The organism is Flavobacterium sp. MAHUQ-57 (assembly GCF_051908335.1).
Lineage (GTDB): Bacteria > Bacteroidota > Bacteroidia > Flavobacteriales > Flavobacteriaceae > Flavobacterium.
The window spans coordinates 693,282-710,973 of record NZ_JBPZTE010000006.1; the positions used below are offsets into that span (position 1 = coordinate 693,282).

At 35.7% G+C, this 17,692-nt stretch carries 15 protein-coding genes; 8 read left to right on the forward strand and 7 right to left on the reverse strand.

Translation table 11 applies throughout. From position 1 onward, the window contains the following. Positions 1 to 33: 33 nt before the first annotated feature. On the reverse strand, positions 34 to 1,731 hold the full coding sequence (rho, locus tag ACS8MM_RS03470; protein WP_379713064.1) for a transcription termination factor Rho: 1,698 nt from the start codon (positions 1,729 to 1,731) through the stop codon (positions 34 to 36). Between the two features lie 171 nt (positions 1,732 to 1,902). Here rho and ACS8MM_RS03475 point away from each other — a divergent pair, with 171 nt between their 5' ends. The 4 genes from ACS8MM_RS03475 (at position 1,903) to ACS8MM_RS03490 (ending at position 5,235) form a co-directional block, all read left to right on the forward strand. After that, entirely contained in the window at positions 1,903 to 2,319 is a 417-nt protein-coding gene (locus ACS8MM_RS03475) for a DUF4293 domain-containing protein (protein ID WP_379713066.1), read from the forward strand. Between the two features lie 191 nt (positions 2,320 to 2,510). Next, a complete protein-coding gene (locus ACS8MM_RS03480) occupies positions 2,511 to 3,176 on the forward strand; it encodes a response regulator transcription factor (protein WP_379713068.1) in 666 nt (221 codons plus the stop codon). Between the two features lie 13 nt (positions 3,177 to 3,189). Further along, positions 3,190 to 3,477: a hypothetical protein gene (locus ACS8MM_RS03485; protein WP_379713070.1), complete on the forward strand. Its 288-nt coding sequence runs from the start codon at positions 3,190 to 3,192 to the stop codon at positions 3,475 to 3,477. A 195-nt stretch (positions 3,478 to 3,672) separates the two neighbouring features. After that, positions 3,673 to 5,235, forward strand: a complete 1,563-nt coding sequence (locus ACS8MM_RS03490; protein WP_379713072.1) for an ATP-binding protein — start codon at positions 3,673 to 3,675, stop codon at positions 5,233 to 5,235. On the opposite strand, the gene ACS8MM_RS03495 is transcribed toward ACS8MM_RS03490, so the two are convergent. Beyond that, entirely contained in the window at positions 5,236 to 5,730 is a 495-nt protein-coding gene (locus ACS8MM_RS03495) for a metallophosphoesterase family protein (RefSeq protein ID WP_379713074.1), read from the reverse strand. 48 nt (positions 5,731 to 5,778) lie between these two features. Here ACS8MM_RS03495 and ACS8MM_RS03500 point away from each other — a divergent pair, with 48 nt between their 5' ends. Together ACS8MM_RS03500 and ACS8MM_RS03505 are read left to right on the forward strand one after the other, a co-directional pair. Then, the gene (locus tag ACS8MM_RS03500) at positions 5,779 to 6,906 is read left to right on the forward strand and encodes a cysteine desulfurase family protein (RefSeq protein ID WP_379713076.1); all 1,128 of its coding nucleotides are present in this window, start codon (positions 5,779 to 5,781) and stop codon (positions 6,904 to 6,906) included. Next, entirely contained in the window at positions 6,906 to 7,775 is an 870-nt protein-coding gene (locus tag ACS8MM_RS03505) for a glycerophosphodiester phosphodiesterase (RefSeq protein ID WP_379713078.1), read from the forward strand. Before ACS8MM_RS03500 ends, ACS8MM_RS03505 begins: the two co-directional genes overlap by 1 nt. A 7-nt stretch (positions 7,776 to 7,782) precedes the next feature. Here ACS8MM_RS03505 and ACS8MM_RS03510 read toward each other — a convergent pair whose 3' ends face one another. The 5 genes from ACS8MM_RS03510 to lpdA all read right to left on the reverse strand — a co-directional run bounded on the left by ACS8MM_RS03510 (position 7,783) and on the right by lpdA (position 14,725). Next, entirely contained in the window at positions 7,783 to 8,076 is a 294-nt protein-coding gene (locus ACS8MM_RS03510) for a hypothetical protein (protein WP_379713080.1), read from the reverse strand. A gap of 27 nt (positions 8,077 to 8,103) precedes the next feature. Continuing rightward, entirely contained in the window at positions 8,104 to 8,607 is a 504-nt protein-coding gene (locus tag ACS8MM_RS03515; RefSeq protein ID WP_379713082.1) for a hypothetical protein, read from the reverse strand. A 162-nt stretch (positions 8,608 to 8,769) separates the two neighbouring features. Further along, a complete protein-coding gene (locus tag ACS8MM_RS03520; RefSeq protein WP_379713084.1) occupies positions 8,770 to 10,989 on the reverse strand; it encodes a M20/M25/M40 family metallo-hydrolase in 2,220 nt (739 codons plus the stop codon). A gap of 115 nt (positions 10,990 to 11,104) precedes the next feature. After that, positions 11,105 to 13,021, reverse strand: coding sequence for an SPFH domain-containing protein (locus ACS8MM_RS03525; protein ID WP_379713086.1), 1,917 nt, complete (start codon positions 13,019 to 13,021; stop codon positions 11,105 to 11,107). Between the two features lie 315 nt (positions 13,022 to 13,336). Further along, positions 13,337 to 14,725, reverse strand: coding sequence for a dihydrolipoyl dehydrogenase (lpdA, locus tag ACS8MM_RS03530; RefSeq protein ID WP_379713088.1), 1,389 nt, complete (start codon positions 14,723 to 14,725; stop codon positions 13,337 to 13,339). Between the two features lie 250 nt (positions 14,726 to 14,975). Here lpdA and ACS8MM_RS03535 point away from each other — a divergent pair, with 250 nt between their 5' ends. Next, entirely contained in the window at positions 14,976 to 16,190 is a 1,215-nt protein-coding gene (locus ACS8MM_RS03535) for an RsmB/NOP family class I SAM-dependent RNA methyltransferase (RefSeq protein WP_379713090.1), read from the forward strand. 150 nt (positions 16,191 to 16,340) lie between these two features. Next, entirely contained in the window at positions 16,341 to 17,438 is a 1,098-nt protein-coding gene (locus tag ACS8MM_RS03540) for an HNH endonuclease signature motif containing protein (protein ID WP_379713092.1), read from the forward strand. Positions 17,439 to 17,692: the final 254 nt, after the last annotated feature.

The window sequence follows — 17,692 nt, forward strand, 5'->3', positions numbered from 1 at the left end:
AAATCCCGAAGGTACTCTTCGGGATTTTTATACTTAATCGTTCATCGAAATGAGGAACTCTTCATTATTTCTTGTTTTCTTGAATCTATCATTGATAAATTCCATTGCTTCTACTGGATTCATATCCGCCAAATATTTACGCATAATCCACATACGTTGAATTGTCTTTTCATCCAATAATAAATCGTCACGACGAGTACTAGATGAAGTAAGATCCACAGAAGGGAAAATACGTCGATTGGCAATCTTGCGATCCAATTGCAATTCCATATTACCGGTTCCTTTGAATTCTTCGAAGATAACTTCGTCCATTTTAGAACCTGTTTCGGTTAATGCTGTTGCTATAATACTTAATGAACCTCCACCTTCAACGTTACGCGCCGCACCGAAGAAACGTTTTGGTTTTTGCAATGCATTGGCATCTACACCACCACTCAAGACTTTTCCTGAAGCTGGTTGTACTGTATTATAAGCACGTGCCAAACGAGTAATTGAATCCAATAAAATAACTACGTCATGCCCACATTCTACCAAACGTTTTGCTTTTTCCAGTACAATATTGGCAATTTTCACGTGTTCTTGTGGTTCTCTATCAAATGTTGAAGCCACTACTTCTCCACGCACACTACGTTGCATATCGGTAACCTCTTCAGGACGCTCATCAATTAGTAAAACCAATAAATAAACTTCTGGATGATTCGCTGCAATTGCATTGGCAATGTCCTTCAATAACATAGTTTTACCCGTTTTAGGCTGCGCCACAATCATACCGCGCTGTCCTTTACCAATCGGGGAAAATAAGTCAATGATACGAGTTGAAATTGAACTCCCTTTTTCAGCCAAACGGAATTTTTCTGTTGGGAATACTGGAGTTAAATGCTCAAAAGAAACTCTATCGCGAACCACTTGAGGATCGTGTCCGTTAATTTTCAATACCTTCACTAATGGAAAATACTTCTCTCCTTCTTTAGGAGGACGAACCACTCCTTTTACAGTATCTCCTGTTTTTAAACCAAACAAACGGATTTGTGAAGTCGACAAATAAATATCATCGGGAGATGCTAAATAGTTATAATCTGATGAACGCAAAAATCCATATCCATCAGGCATCATTTCCAAAACGCCTTCACTTTCAATAATTCCCTCGAACTCATAATCGGGTTCTCTGAAATTAGTTGTCTTTTTGTGTTTATTAAATTTAGGATTATTAGAAGCTTGTGGTGTTTCTGCTTCTGAAGCAGGAGTTTCTTCTTTTGCAACTTGAACAACTGGTGTTTCTTGTTCAGTTTCAGTAGCAGGTAATTCTACTTTTGGAGTATCGTTTTCTGTTGCAGTAGTCTTCTGTTTGTTTTTTTGAAAACGATTGTTCTTTTGATTTTTGTTGTTTCTGAACTCCTTCTCTTTCTTTTCAATTGGTTCCGCTTTGGGTTCTTCAAAAAGAGAAACTTGAGGTTCAGTCACTTTTTCAACCGGAGGTTTCGCTTCTGTAGGTTTATTTTCCTGTTTAGCCTCTTTGGTTATTCTGACTCTTTTTGATTTGGAAGGTATTTCTTTTTCAACTTTAGCTGTAGCTTCGGGTGCGATTTTATCTGGATTAGCAGCCTGATAATCTAAAATTTGATATACCAACTCCTCTTTTTTAAGAGTTTTAAAGCTTTTAATCTTGGCAATCTTCGCAATTTCCTGTAGCTCAGAAAGCTTCATTTCTTTTAAAACAGAAATATCAAACATATAATGTTGTTAGATTTAATTAAGGGAATAAATTGTATGAGGTTTTTTTGAATTCTATGTTCCGAAGTATGAAGTGCTTACGGATTGTTAGGGCAATATTACGAATTTTATTTCAGTAAACAATAGTTTTTTATAAAAAGATACGCTATTTTTGCTTCTCAATTTTTAAAAATGTTACAAAGAATTCAAAGCGTTTATTTGTTTTTTGCATTTGTGGTAAGTGCTGTACTACCATTTGTATTCTATTTATGGATTGAAAATGGTGCTAAAGCAACCAAAGTATTTTTTATGTCAAACATAATCTATACGGTATTGTTCGGCTTGAGTGCCGCTTTAGCAATCATGAGTTTAATGACTTATAAAAAGAGACAACAACAGTTTGTGATGAACAGACTGAATATGATATTGAACTTAATTTTACTAGGATTATTTGTGTATCGTACACTAAGCGTATCTGGAGAAACTTCGGTTTCGGAGAAGGGTATTGGGATGTTCTTGCCTGTTCTATCTATCTTTCTGTTAGCTTTAGCTAATAGAGCCATCAAAAAGGACGAAGATCTCGTAAAATCTGTGGATCGATTAAGATAAACCTATCATCTTAGTTTATTAGTGCGAAAAAAAAGCTAACCAAATTTGGTTAGCTTTTTTATTTTACCTTGTTTTTTTTCATTAATTTTAATTAGTTTTCTCACTAAAATTAGTGATATAAAAATCATTAATTAAGAGTATTTCAAGTAAACTATTAATCGTTTACTTTTGAAAAACATACTTAACATACTATGGATACCAAAATCAAAATACACCTGGCTGATGATCACCAAGTTTTAATCGACGGATTGTTAGCGGTTCTAAGAACCAACCCCATTTTTGAAGTTGTCGGCTTTTCTCTCAACGGTGATGGTTTGGTAGAAAGAGTGGCTCAAAACGACGCACACATTTTAGTAATGGATATCAACATGCCGGAAAAAGATGGTATTCAAGTGCTAAGAGAGTTCAACGAAAAAGGATTTACCTGTAAAGTAATTGTTTTATCAAGCTATGATGATCCCAAACTCATTAAAGAAGTAATCAAACTCGGTGCTAGTGGCTATCTAACAAAACAAAGTGCCGGTGAAAGTATTTTGGATGCCATCATGACGGTAGCACAAGGAAGTCAATATTTTTCTGCCAATATAAAGGATAAAATATTTGACATTTTTACCGAAAACAATAACCGTGAATCCTTAAGAATAGAAGATGTTATTTCTAATATTACCACACGTGAATTAGAAATATTAGGATATATTTGCGAGGAAAAAAGCGGTAAAGATATTGGGGAATTATTAAACATCAGTCCGAACACAGTTGAAACACACCGTAAGAACTTAATGAAAAAATTAAAAGTCAAAAGTTCAGTTGGACTAGTTCTTTTCGCAACCAAACACAATCTAATTAATATTAACTAAAACCAAAAATTGCATGGCTACTTACACAATGCTGGGTGATTACACCTATGAAAAAGAAAACAGTTCACAATTCAGAATCATTTTCAACATTCCCGACAACTGTAATTACAATTTAGATTTGTCTGGAGGAAAATACACCATTGAAATTAGATTAAACCCTAAAGAAACTCAACCATCTAGCACTTTCATCGAACAAAGTGAAATCGTAAACATGATAGGTAATGGTTTGGATTTCAAATTTGAACAGTATGAAGCATCAGGTGTAGTTATCAAAAAACCTTCAGCTATTGTAACTGACTAATTCTTACTTCTGAAAAATTCTATCTACATAATTTTATTTTTAAATACATTCTGTTTCGGGTTTCAAAAGGAGAAACCCGAGATAGACTCTATTATATATTACAAGGAAAAAAACAAACCTGTAAAGGCCATCAATTATGTTCGAAAACAAACAGAACGTTATTTAAAAACGAATCAGTTTGAAAAATATTGCGACATGAAATTGGAACAGGCATTACTCTATGAAGAGTTCGGTGATTATGAAAATGCCATAAAAATTCTTTACGAATCCAGAGAAATTGCCGAAGCCCAAAACCTGAAAGACAAACAAGTATCCATCCATTGGAAAATAGGAAACTTATACACGACTACTTTTGCCTTTAATAAGGCAAAAAAACACTTGTATCTTGCCCGGAACATTGCCGAAAAAGTAAATAAGAAAGATTTGCTTTCTAAAGCCTATCAAGGCTTGTACAGACTTCACTCTATGATTGAGTCGGATAGTGCAAAATACTATTTGGACAAAGTGGCTTTTTACAGTAAAGGATCAACTGATTTATCGGAACATTTTAAAGTTAATAACAACTTTTTCAAATACCACTTTGGCAGAAAAGAATATCAACTTGCCAAGTTTTTCAGTCGTAAATCGCTTGAAATAGCTGAGTCAAGCAAAAACAAACAACAAATAGCTATTGGAAAAATCAACTATGCGCTTTGTTTAATGGAAGGTGATAAAAACTATCAGGAAACCATTAAAATTTACAAAGAAGTATTGAAGTTATATCCCAATAACGAAGACCACAAAAATGTTTCACAATGCCTTTTGAACATTTCCTATGCTTATGAAAAAATTGGCGACTATAAAAATGCCTTGGAGTACACTAATAGGTATTTGGATTTTGTGGAATTAATCCTCAACGGAAAAGTGGAACAAGCTACACAAGAAATTGAAACCAGATACCAGCTCGATAAAGCGGCCAATGAATTTAAAGAAAAAGAAAAGAACATTTTAGAGAAACAGAAACGTAACCAGAAGATTACTTTATTACTTGCGTTCTTGCTATTGTTATCTGGAGTGATCTTTTATTTTTATTACCAAAACTTACTGTTAAAACAAAAAAACAGAATTAAAGATATCGACAGTAATCTTCAATATAATATCATTAGTGCTACTTTGGACGGACAAGATCAGGAGCGAAATAAAATTTCACAAATATTACATGATTACGTAAGTGCAACCCTCTCTTCAGTTGGTTTGCATCTTTCGGCATTCGAATCTTCTTTAACACCGGAACAACGATCGGATTTAAGAAAAACACGTTCATTACTGAAACAAGCACACGATAAGGTAAGGGATTTATCCCACGAGTTAATACCTCCTTTATTGGTCAAGTTCGGTTTACAATTCGCACTAAAAGACTTATGTGAAAACAATTCCAATTCCCTATTAACTTTCTACTATAAATCTACCATTTCAGAAGACAAAAAGTTTGATCCGGATTTTGAAATAAAAATCTATTACATCGTTTCCGAGTTAATCAATAATATCATCAAACATAGTGGTGCAACTGAAGCTTATCTTACATTAGCATCAGAAGAAAATGATTTTACATTCACCATAACCGATAACGGAAAAGGATTTGATGTAGACAATATCAGACAATCGGAAGGTTTTGGTCTTACCCAAATTCGTGCACGTGTTAAAAACATGAATGGCACAATGACGATCAAATCCAAAGAAGGAGAAGGAACCAACATCATTGTAAAAGTCCAGGAATAATTATTTTTTTCCTAATTCTACAATTTCAAGATCCTTAATTTTATCTTCATCTATCACAAATCGAAGCATCGTTCGTACTTGATGAAACCCACTTTTACCTGCTGCACCGGGATTCATATGCAATAAATTAAGTGACTTGTCAAATTGCACTTTTAAAATATGTGAATGGCCACAGATAAACAATTGAGGTGGATTCTTTTTAATTTCATCTCTAATTTCCTGATTGTATTTTCCGGGATAACCTCCAATGTGTGTTATCCAAACATCAACACCTTCACACAAGAAACGGTTATGCAAAGGGAATTCCAGTCGAGCCTCTGCCCCATCAATATTACCATAAACAGCACGTAATGGTTTGTGCTTTTTAATCGAATCAGTAACTGCCAAATTGCCAATATCACCGGCATGCCAAACTTCGTCGGCCCAATTTACATGTTTCAGTATAGCATCATCAATATGACTGTGCGTATCGGATAATAGAAGTATTTTTTTCAATTCGAAGATTTTGTTTCCAAAGATATAAAATTGCTAAATTTGAACCTTATGAAAAACGTCTATTTAGATAACGCTTCAACAACTCAGTTGCGTCATGAAGTCATTACGGAAATGACCAAAGTGCTCACCGAAAATTTCGGCAATCCGTCATCATCTCATTCATTTGGAAGAAATTCTAAAAATCTAATTGAATTATCACGAAAGAATATTGCCAAAAACTTAAACTGTAACGCACAAGAAATCATCTTTACCTCCTGCGGAACAGAAGCCAATAACTTTATTCTTTTGTCCTCCATTCGTGATTTAGGTGTAAAGCGAATCATTACCAGTAAAATAGAACATCATGCTGTTTTACATACTGTTGAAGTATTTGAAAAACAATTCGGTATTCAAGTTGATTTCGTTGCAATTTTGTCAGACGGAACAATCGACTACAATCATTTAAAGGAATTATTATCCCAGAATACAAAAACATTGGTAAGCTTAATGCATGTCAACAATGAAATTGGTACCCTATTGGACTTGGAAAAAGTTGGACAGCTTTGTAAAGAATCCAATGCCTATTTTCATACCGATACTGTTCAATCTATAGGCAAAACGCCAATAGATTTAACTAGTTTGCCCATCGATTTTCTAGTGGCAAGTGCACACAAATTTCATGGCCCGAAAGGCATTGGTTTTGCTTACATCCGAAAAGGAATTGTTCTGCACCCTATTTTATTGGGCGGAGAACAGGAAAAAGGACTTCGTGCCGGTACCGAGAGTGTTCATAATATCGTTGGCATGGCCAAAGCATTGGATATCGCCATCGAATCAATGCCCGTTGAGAAAAGTGCAGTTTCAGAATTAAAAGACTACTTAATTCAACAGCTGCAATTGGAATTTCCCGAAGTCACTTTTGCTGGAAATCCTTCAGAAACATTCTACAATGTTATTAATGCCATTTTACCCTTTGATGAAAGTAAAATAAGCATGCTATTGTTTCAATTGGACATGAATGGAATTGCGGTATCCCGAGGAAGCGCATGCCAATCTGGCAGTGTTAAACCTTCTCATGTTTTAGAAGCTTTTCTTCCTGAAGAATTATTGAGAAAACCCAATATTCGCATTTCACTTTCCCATTACAACACCATCGAAGACATTGATTATTTGATTGACGTATTAAAAAAATTATAATGAAATTCATTTACCTTTTCGTATTACTTCCTTATTTGGCATTGGCACAAGATTTTGACATTCAAGGCCATCGCGGTTGTCGAGGACTACTTCCTGAAAATTCCATTCAAGCCATGTTGAAAGCAATTGACTTAGGTGTTACCACTCTAGAAATGGATGTAGTGATCTCAAAAGACAACCAAGTAGTGTTGTCGCACGAACCTTTTTTATCGTATGAAATAGCATTGGATTTAAACGGAAAGGAAATTGAAGAGAAAAATGAAAAAAGTTACAATTTGTATCAAATGAATTATGAGCAAATTAAACAATACGATTGTGGCAGCAAAGTTCATCCGAGGTTTTTAGAACAACAAAAAATTAAGACTTACAAACCATTGCTTTCAGAAGTAATTGATTCAGTCGAATATTACATAAAAATTAAACATCCTGGCAAGAAAATACACTATAACATTGAGACCAAAACAACTAGTGAAACGGATGCGCTATTTCATCCTAAACCAGCAGCATTTGTAGATTTAATGATTGCGGTGATTAAAGAAAAAAACATTCAAGATAGGGTTTACATCCAATCTTTTGATGTGAGAACATTACAACATTTACATACAACCTATCCTGAATTCAGAACTGTTTTATTGGTTGAAAATGAATCCAGTATTGATGAAAACTTAAAACTGTTAGGCTTTAAACCAGATGTTTACAGTCCGTACTATAAACTTCTTAATAAGAAGAAAGTAAATCAACTTCACCAACAAAACATCAAAGTAATTCCGTGGACTGTTAACGACAAGAAAGACATGCAGCAAATCATCAAAATGAAGGTTGACGGAATTATTTCGGATTATCCCAACCGATATTTTGAACTGCATTAGGTAATTATCAATAATTTAGAGGCTCTACAAGAGTTACTATTGATTCCACAAGAGTTACTGTTGGCTCCACAAGAGTTGCTATAGGCTCCACAAGCGCTACTATTGGCTCCACAAGCGTTACTGATGGCTCCACAAGCGCTACTATTGACTCCACAAGCGTTGCTATAGGCTCCACAAGCGTTACTGATGGCTCCACAAGCGCTACTATTGACTCCACAAGCGTTGCTATAGGCTCCACAAGCGTTACTATTGGCTTCAAAAGAGTTACTGATGGCTCCACAAGCGTTACTATTGGCTTCACAATACTTCTATGACTTTGTCTTAGAAATTAAACTATTCGTTGTTTTTTTAATAGTTCCAAATATTCATTTGCTTCCTCTAATAATCTTTTACTTTCAGCACTTTTTAATTCATTATCCTTTTTTTCTGAATGAATAACTTCTTTGACCAATTCATCATCTTTAAAATAATACATTCTCCCAAAATTCAGTTCCTGCTTACTTGTGTCTTGATCTCCGTTATCTTGTAATATGGCAAAAACAAGCTGATCGTTATCAAAATAAAACTCATCCGTTTGCTTTGAATTTTCTTCATGTGGATATGTTTTAATTCGGCAAACCTTTCCTTTTTCCAAATAAAAATGGATTTTAGACCATTTTTCCTTTATTTGGTCACTATTCAAATCTTTTGATAAAATTTCAATGCGTTGCATTTTTTCTTTGGTAGCTTCAATTTTATCCACCAATAAATTAACTTCGGTTATAAAATTTAAGACTTCGGCTTGTTGCTCTTCTTTGCTTTTACAGTTATAAAAACAGAATAACACGAGCATAAAAAGTAGCTTTTGGAGTTTCATCTTTACAATTTAAAATACATTAACAATTAAAAATCAGAATCTTAGATAAATTTAAAGCTTTTTAAAAGAAAAAGACTACTAAACAGAAATAAAAAAAATCCGCTTTGTTTAAAGCGGATTTACTATCAATTTATAAACTTAAAAAATAACTTTTACCTTTATTTCCTCTCCCTTTCGCAGAATTGTCACTTCCCTTTCATCACCAGAATTCAATTTGGCCAAACAATCCATATAGCTATAGACCTCTTTTATTTGACAATCTCCGATCTTAGTAATAATGTCGCCTTCCAAGATTCCAGCAATTTGGGCAGGACGTCCTTCAGTAACACCATCAACATGCAAACCATCACCATGATCTGTGTAGTCTGGCATAATACCTAAAGTCACTTTGTATTTAGGCGCTTTCTTTTCGGAAGTGATTTTCGTTTTGGTAAATTCCAGTTTCTCTGCATCAGCTATTGCATTAACCGTTCGGAAAATATAATTCACGATATTTTCCACTCCGTAATAATTAATTTTTCCTTCGTCATCACTTGGTTTGTGATAATCGGTGTGCGTACCAGTAAAGAAGAACAATACCGGAATATCTTTCAAATAAAAAGAAGTATGGTCAGACGGCCCTACTCCGCTCAATTCCTGAGTAATACCAAACCCTGCCGGTTTATTTCTTTCAATAATTTCAGGGAAAGAAGGACTAGTTCCTACACCGCCAACTATCAATGTTTTTTTATCATCGAGACGACCAATCATGTCCATATTGATCATTGCCATTACATTTGGATAAAGTGTTTTAATGGTTGAAGCCATTTCTTTAGAACCAATCAAACCATCTTCTTCACCTGAGAATAAAGCAAAGATAAAATTTGCTTTTTCCTTTGTTTTATTTTGCGACAACATTCTGGCTAACTCCAATACACCCGCTACTCCAGAAGCATTATCATCGGCACCATTGTGGATTTCACCTTCCGAATTCATTTTAGTGGAATGCAAATGTTCGTTCAATCCCAAATGATCATAATGCGCACCAATCACAATTGTTTTTGCCGCACCATTATCCAAATAGCCAATCACATTGTTACCTGAATTAGCCTTCCCTTTTGAAATCGTGTCATGCGGATTCAGGCGAACTGAATAATTAAAAGACTGTAGGAATTGCTTATTGTAAGGCTTAAGTTTTAGTTTTTTGAATTCAGAAACAATATAATCAGCTGACAGTTTTTCTTCCTTAGATCCTGTCAGTCTTCCCTTCATGGCATCAGAAGCCAAGTAAGAAATGTGTTTTTTGAGGTTTTGAGGATTGGCATATTCGTTTTCATCGATATCCACCCAATCGGCAATAAAAACATTCGTTTCGCGTGGTTTACTTTGCTCCCGATTACTCGAGAAAACCAGTTTCTTTCCATCAGGTGAGAACATTGGGAACGCATTGAATTCACTTTGATAGGTAATTTGCTTCAATCCAGTACCATCAGTGTTAATCATATACAATTGGAAATCGTAGCCTTTAGTTGCATGGTGATTTGACGAGAAAATAATTTTTTTATCAGAAGGATGGAAAAAAGGTGCCCAATTGGCCTTTCCCAAATATGTAATTTGTTTCAAATCGGAACCATCTACATTACATGTATAAATTTCCATACTCGTCGGCATTACCAAATTTTCAGCCAGTAAATCTTTGTACTCTTTTATTTCTGCTTCCGTTTTGGGACGAGAAGAACGGAATACCAGCTTCTTGCTGTCATGTGAGAAAAAGCAACCACCATCGTATCCTAATCCGCTAGTCACCTGCTTCACATTTGAGCCATCGATATCCATTGTATATATTTCCAGATCCCCGGAACGGATACTGGTGAACGCAATCTTTTTACCATCGGGTGACACCACAGCTTCGGCATCATAGCCAGGAGAATCAGTTAACTGTTTGACGATATTCCCTTTCAGGTCGGCCATATAAATTTCAAATTCGGGATAAATGGCCCACAGGTATTTACCATCTTTAGGCTTTGGAGGAGCAGGACAAGCTTCGTTACTTTTATGAGTCGAAGCGTATAGAACGTGCTTACCGTCAGGCATAAAATACGAGCAGGTTGTGCGTCCCTTTCCGGTAGAAACCAATTGAAGACTTTTCGAATCGATTGAGGTTTGAGATAAATCAAGCGTAAAAATCTGGTCACATTGTGCACCTATTTCCGGATTAGTGACTTGAAGTGTAAGTTTTTTACCATCAGGGCTGAAATACGCTTCGGCATTATCGCCACCGAAAGTGAGTTTTTTTACATTCTTAAGATGCTTTTCCTGAGCGAAACCCGAAATCGCAGAAAGCATAAACAAAGTCGTTACAATTTTAGTTGTCGTCATTCTTGTAGTGTTTATCTCTCAAATGTACTAAAAGGAACCGATTGTTGATTACCCTTTTAGCATAAAAAAACCGTCCCATTTTACAACAGGACGGTTTCAAGTATTAAATCCGTAATTATTTACTTTTCGGAAGATTTTTTGGTATTTCCTTGTTCGAATCCATCATTTCCATGAGTTTCATTCCCAGTAAACCACTGATACCGCCATCGGTACCGTTATTACCGGAGATCAAGACATCAGGAATCACTTTAATATTTCCTTTACCAATTTCCTCTGTGATTTTATATTTCGTAAAGTTATCTCCACCCATTGCCGAAACCTGCAATTGATAAGCTTCAGCAGTAGATTTACCGATCGCCATAATTTTCTCAGCCTCAGCCAAACCGGTTTTCGAAATCTTTTCTGCTTCAGCACTAGCATTCAATCTTGTAGCTTCTGCTTGAGCACCTGCTCTTGCTTTAGTTGCTTCCGCTTCTGCCTGCGCTCTCATTTTAGTAGCCTCCGCTTCCGCATTCACGTTCAGTTTCAGACTAGTTGCATCTCCTTCCGCTTTTTTAACCGTAGCATCAGCAGTACGTTGTGCGATTTCCACACTTTGCGAAGCACGGACAATTTCCTTCTGCATATCAGCAATAGCCGTTTCTTTTTCCATACCCTGACGCTGTTCCTGCGCCATTTTTTGCGTTTGATACGTCTTTTGTTCTTCTTCTGCTATCTTTCTGTCAGTTAACGTTTTCATCAAAGAATCCGGTGGCACGATATCACCGATTAAAGTATCCACCGCATTCACGTTGTACTCATCCAATACTACTTTGATATGGTTTTTAGCTGACTCCTGACGTTCTTTACGCGTACTCAAGAACGAAATCACATCACTTTCCTGAGCCGAGTTACGGAAATAGTTACCAATGGTAGGCTCCAAAACCTGAGAAACTAAATTTGTCATACTACCGAAACGCGCAATAACTTTTGGAGCTTCATTAGCTGGAACGTGGATAATTTGTGACACATCCAAATTGAAAGGGAAACCATCCTGAGAACGAACCGTGATGGTAGATAAATTATGGTCTAAATTATGTGATTCACTTCTGGCATCCGCCCAGTTTAATACCAAGTTGGTTGTTGGCACCAATTCCAGTTTCGTTGTATACTTATTTAAAGCATATTTACCAGGCCCAAGTGGTTCCATCCAAACACCACGCTGTCCTTTAGACACTATATTTCCATGTTTGAAATGCTCACCTGTAACATCCTGACCGTCTTCCCCTATATACGAAATCACAACACCAACATAACCGATAGGCACATCTGTCATAGGAGTTTGTTCAATTTGAACAGCCCAAGAATTGATATAATAAGAACCTGCCAACATTACTTGAGGTTGAAGTCCACGATTACCGCCATCTTCCAGGAATTTATCAAAATCTTGAAAATTGTTGTGTGATTCCACATATTTACCAGCGATTTGACCGATTGGAATAGGTTCACCGTCAAGCGCAGTCACAACACCCACCATGTTTTCAAAAATTTTGATCTGATCTGCCATTACCACATCAAATAAAAACGTATTGATACGGTACGAACCAGTAGTGATGAAAGCAGTTTGACGTCCTTTTTGTCCTCCATTATTCAAGAAAGCAGTAGCATCTTGAAAATTATCACAGGCTACTTTACGTGCAAGTATTCTACCGGTTGGTATTTCCTTACCGTCTTTACTCAGCACCAAACCGATTTTCCCTTCCGGTATTATTGTAAAAGGCGACATATCAACCGAATATTGCCAAATCCACATACCCCAATACAAACCAGGAGCCAAAGTTTGAGCCTGAAATCCGGCCTCTCCTTTTGTCGCAATAATACGTCCATCCGGCAACGCTTTATCTGTACCAAAAAGAACGAATTTCTTGGTTACCAGACCAATTTTATCTTCAGGAACTATAACCATCCCGAAGAAAACTCGCAACACAAACTTGTAAAAAATAAAGCAAGCGACTATTAATATCAGCCACCAAAAATTAGTAATTGTTTCCATTACAATAGATTTTAAATGATTTTAAATATGATTTTAGAAATGCTTAATATGAAAAATGAAGTATAATCATGAATCCGATTAAAAGTTAACTTTCAGGATTGCGCAGTTGCCTGAGTCGTTATTTTGAAGATACAACACCTTTGTGTCATTTTAGGATATTAATTTCTTAGTAAAATCGATAATTATACGTTAGAAGAAATCAATTGTTACAGAAAACAAAAAGAATATTTTTATACAATTTAAAACCTATTGATTATCAATAAAATAAAAGCGTCCCAAAAAATTGGGACGCTTCAAAACTATTTTATGTTTATCTTATAAGTGAATTACTTCACCGTAAGCATCAGCTACCGCTTCCATCACCGCTTCACTCATTGTTGGGTGCGGGTGAACCGCTTTTAAGATTTCGTGACCTGTAGTCTCTAATTTACGTGCTACAACCGCTTCTGCAATCATATCGGTAACTCCGGCACCAATCATGTGACAACCTAACCATTCACCGTATTTAGCATCAAAGATTACTTTCACAAAACCATCAGGAGTTCCAGCTGCTTTCGCTTTTCCTGAAGCTGAAAATGGGAATTTACCCACTTTCAATTCGTAACCTTTTTCTTTCGCTGCTTTTTCCGTTAAACCAACAGAAGCAATTTCAGGGGTAGCATAAGTACAACCAGGAATATTTCCGTAATCTAATGGTTCAACATGTAAACCAGCAATTTTTTCAACACACAAAATTCCTTCCGCCGAAGCAACGTGTGCTAAAGCTTGACCTGGAGTAACGTCTCCAATAGCATAATAACCAGGAACATTTGTTTGGTAGTAAGCGTTTACTAAGATTTTATCTCTATCCGTAGCAATACCCGTTTCTTCTAAACCGATATTTTCAATATTTGTTTTAATACCAACAGCTGAAAGAACGATATCCGCTTCTAGAATTTCTTCTCCTTTTGCTGTTTTAACTGTAGCCTTCACACCTTTTCCAGAAGTATCCACTTTCTCTACAGAAGCATTTGTCATTACATTGATACCTGCTTTCTTTAAAGAACGCTCAAATTGTTTGGAGATATCTTCGTCTTCAACTGGAACCACATTTGGCATGAACTCAACGATAGTAACTTCGGTACCCATTGAATTGTAGAAGTGTGCAAATTCCACTCCGATAGCACCTGAACCCACAACAATCATTTTCTTTGGTTGTTCCGGTAACACCATTGCTTGACGGTATCCGATTACTTTTACTCCATCCTGAGGTAAATTAGGCAATTCTCTTGAACGTGCACCAGTTGCAATAATGATGTGATCTGCAGTATATTCGGTTACTTTTCCGTCAGCAGCAGTAACATCTACTTTTTTTCCTGGTTTCACTTTTCCGAAACCATCGATAACATCAATTTTATTTTTCTTCATTAAGAATTGAACTCCTTTACTCATTCCTTCCGCTACTCCGCGGGAACGTGCAATTACAGCGCCAAAATCTTTATCAACATTGTCTACTTTTAAACCATAATCAGATGCGTGTTTTAGGTAATCAAAAACCTGAGCTGATTTCAATAACGCTTTCGTAGGAATACACCCCCAGTTCAAACATATTCCACCCAAATTTTCTTTCTCGATAACGGCTACTTTAAAGCCTAATTGTGATGCTCTAATGGCAGTTACGTATCCACCAGGACCACTTCCTAAAACAATAATATCGTATTTCATAACGTAAAATTTTCTAAATTTCAGAGCACGAAAATACATAATAAATATAGAGTACTCAAATATTCTATTAATTATTTGGGCGTTTCCCTTCGGGTCACGTGTTCCGCGCTACACGGTAGCTCGCTACACCCGTTAACGCATTTGAAATGAAGATTCACCACCAATTCAACTTCGTAAATTAAAAAAACTTCCTACTTCTAACTTCTAACTTCCAACTTTACACTATCTTTGCACGCTCAAAATTAACATCATGCGATTACATAGAAACTTAGTTTACACAACAATAGACTCTTTAAATGCTATTTTTAATGAAGGTGAATATGCCGATAAAGTAGTAGCTCGTGCACTAAAAAAAGATAAACGTTGGGGAAGTGCCGACCGTAAATTCGTTGCAGAAACCATCTATGAAATTGTACGTTGGAAACGTTTGTATGCAGAAATCGCAGAGGTAAAAGAACCTTTTGATCGAGATAACTTGTGGAGAATGTTTGCTTCTTGGGCTGTACTTAGAGGATATCCTATTCCCGATTGGACACAATTACAAGGTACTCCTGTTCGAAAAATCAAAGGTCGTTTTGACGAATTATCAAAAAACAGAGCCATCAAAGAATCGATTCCAGATTGGATGGATGCATTGGGTGTAAAAGAATTAGGAGAAGCAACTTGGACCAAAGAAATTAAAGCTCAAAATGAGCAGGCCAAAGTTATTCTACGTGTGAATACTTTAAAAACAACTCCCGAAAAATTGCGTGCCCGATTAATGGACGCTAATATCGAAACCGAGTATATCAAAAATCAATCGCAAGCTTTAGTGTTAAAAGAACGTGCTAATGTGTTCTTAACGCAGGAATTTAAAGACGGTTTGTTTGAAGTGCAAGACGCTTCATCCCAATTGGTTGCTCCTCTTTTGGATGTTAAACCAGGAATGCGTGTTGTAGATACTTGTGCTGGTGCCGGTGGAAAAACATTGCACTTGGCTTCCATCATGGAAAACAAAGGGCAATTGATTGCTTTGGATTTGTACGAAAGTAAATTAAATCAGTTAAAATTACGTGCGCGCCGTAACGGAGTTCACAATATTGAAACACGTGTTATCGAAAACTCGAAAACCATCAAAAAATTACATGAAAAAGCGGACAGAGTTTTAATTGATGCACCTTGCAGTGGTTTGGGGGTATTAAAACGTAATCCGGACAGCAAATGGAAATTACAGCCGGAGTTTATTGAAAATATCAAAAAAATTCAAGCCGAAGTTTTAGAAAATTATTCCAGAATAGTTAAACCTGGTGGAAAATTAGTCTATGCGACTTGTTCGGTATTACCCTCTGAAAATCAAGAACAAATAGCAAAATTTTTAACCACAGAAAGCGGAAAAAACTTTACCTTTGTAGAAGACCACAAAATTCTGGCTCATGAGTCAGGCTTCGATGGATTTTATATGGCTCTATTAGAAAGAAAACCGTAAAAACCTAGTAAAAATTTCCAAACCCAAATTTATTTTTTGTTCTATTTTTCTTACGCTAATTAATTTAAAATAAGAAAATTACTAATATTTCATTGCTATTTGCAATAAATGTTTACATTTGAATCCCCAATTTTTTTAAATTATCAAAAAATGAAAAAAATCTACTTACTATTTTTATTGAATTCCTTTTTAGGATTTGCTCAAATTCCTGCGGGTTACTACGATACAGCAACCGGTTCAGGATACACATTAAAAACAAATCTTTATAACATAATAAGTAATCATACCATTGTCTCAGGTACAACAGGTTATGCAAACTTATGGACAACATATCAAACTTCTGATAGAGATGTATTTACTGGAGTAGGATATGAAAATGACAATACAATCTATGATATCTACACCGAAAATCCCACTGGGAGCACTGGAGAATGTGGATTTATTTATGGTACAAGCCAAGACACTGGCTCTGGAGGAGGAAGTGAATGTCAAGTTTACAATAGAGAACATATAATTCCTCAATCTGTTTTCGCTCAAGCTTCTCCGATGAGAAATGATGCTCATTTTATTCCACCTACAGACAAAAGAGTTAATGCTCTAAGAGCTGATTTTCCACATGGAAATGTAGCAACAGCATCAACAACAACAAACAATGGAGGAAAACTTGGTACAAGTGCAGTTCCAGGGTATGTTGGCACAGTTTTCGAACCTAATCCAGCATTTAAAGGAGACATTGCGAGAATGTATTTTTACTTTGCTACTTGTTATGAAAATACTGTGGCTACTTACAATTACGAAATGTTTAATAACACCAGTAATCAAGTATTTAATCCTGTTTTTTTAAGCATGCTTCTAAGTTGGCACATAGCCGATCCAGTGAGTCAATATGAAACTACCCGTAACAATGCAATTTATGCACGCCAAGGGAATCGTAATCCGTACATTGACCATCCTGAATATGTTTGTCAAATTTGGAGCTCACAATGTGCAGCCTTGAGTAATGAAGATTTTGCTGAAAATGTATTCAAAATTTACCCCAACCCATCTAACGGAAATTTCAGAATCGAATATGATTCTACAATAGGAGATATCAATTTAGAAATTTACTCAATGGTTGGTCAGAAAGTGTATGAAAAACAAAATATCAACGACAATACGGTTTCAACAAATGGACTTCAAAGCGGAATGTATCTTGTCAAGATTAACAAAGATTCCAAATCCATCGTAAAGAAAATAGTTATCAACTAATACAATGCAAGCGGCCTTAACGGCCGCTTTTTTTATGTCCATAAATTCTTATAACGACTATATAGTTATCCAAATCAAAAATTAAGAAAATTATCAAATTGGCAATAAAAACTGTGAGAATTTTTCTATTTAACAATCAATAAACTGTAAATCAACGATTTGTTAATAAAATATTAAATAAAATAAGATTCATATTGTTTTTTTATTTCTATATTTCCAAAGCAATTCGTTTTCAATGAGTTAACAATATAATA

Coding starts and splice junctions, on each gene's coding strand:
- ACS8MM_RS03515 (WP_379713082.1), bottom strand. CDS start 8,607: ATGCTCGTGTTATTCTGTTTTTATAACTGTAAAAGCAAAGAAGAGCAA.
- ACS8MM_RS03500 (WP_379713076.1), top strand. CDS start 5,779: ATGAAAAACGTCTATTTAGATAACGCTTCAACAACTCAGTTGCGTCAT.
- ACS8MM_RS03505 (WP_379713078.1), top strand. CDS start 6,906: ATGAAATTCATTTACCTTTTCGTATTACTTCCTTATTTGGCATTGGCA.
- ACS8MM_RS03480 (WP_379713068.1), top strand. CDS start 2,511: ATGGATACCAAAATCAAAATACACCTGGCTGATGATCACCAAGTTTTA.
- ACS8MM_RS03525 (WP_379713086.1), bottom strand. CDS start 13,021: ATGGAAACAATTACTAATTTTTGGTGGCTGATATTAATAGTCGCTTGC.
- rho (WP_379713064.1), bottom strand. CDS start 1,731: ATGTTTGATATTTCTGTTTTAAAAGAAATGAAGCTTTCTGAGCTACAG.
- ACS8MM_RS03490 (WP_379713072.1), top strand. CDS start 3,673: ATGAAATTGGAACAGGCATTACTCTATGAAGAGTTCGGTGATTATGAA.
- ACS8MM_RS03485 (WP_379713070.1), top strand. CDS start 3,190: ATGGCTACTTACACAATGCTGGGTGATTACACCTATGAAAAAGAAAAC.
- ACS8MM_RS03535 (WP_379713090.1), top strand. CDS start 14,976: ATGCGATTACATAGAAACTTAGTTTACACAACAATAGACTCTTTAAAT.
- ACS8MM_RS03520 (WP_379713084.1), bottom strand. CDS start 10,989: ATGACGACAACTAAAATTGTAACGACTTTGTTTATGCTTTCTGCGATT.
- ACS8MM_RS03540 (WP_379713092.1), top strand. CDS start 16,341: ATGAAAAAAATCTACTTACTATTTTTATTGAATTCCTTTTTAGGATTT.
- ACS8MM_RS03475 (WP_379713066.1), top strand. CDS start 1,903: ATGTTACAAAGAATTCAAAGCGTTTATTTGTTTTTTGCATTTGTGGTA.
- lpdA (WP_379713088.1), bottom strand. CDS start 14,725: ATGAAATACGATATTATTGTTTTAGGAAGTGGTCCTGGTGGATACGTA.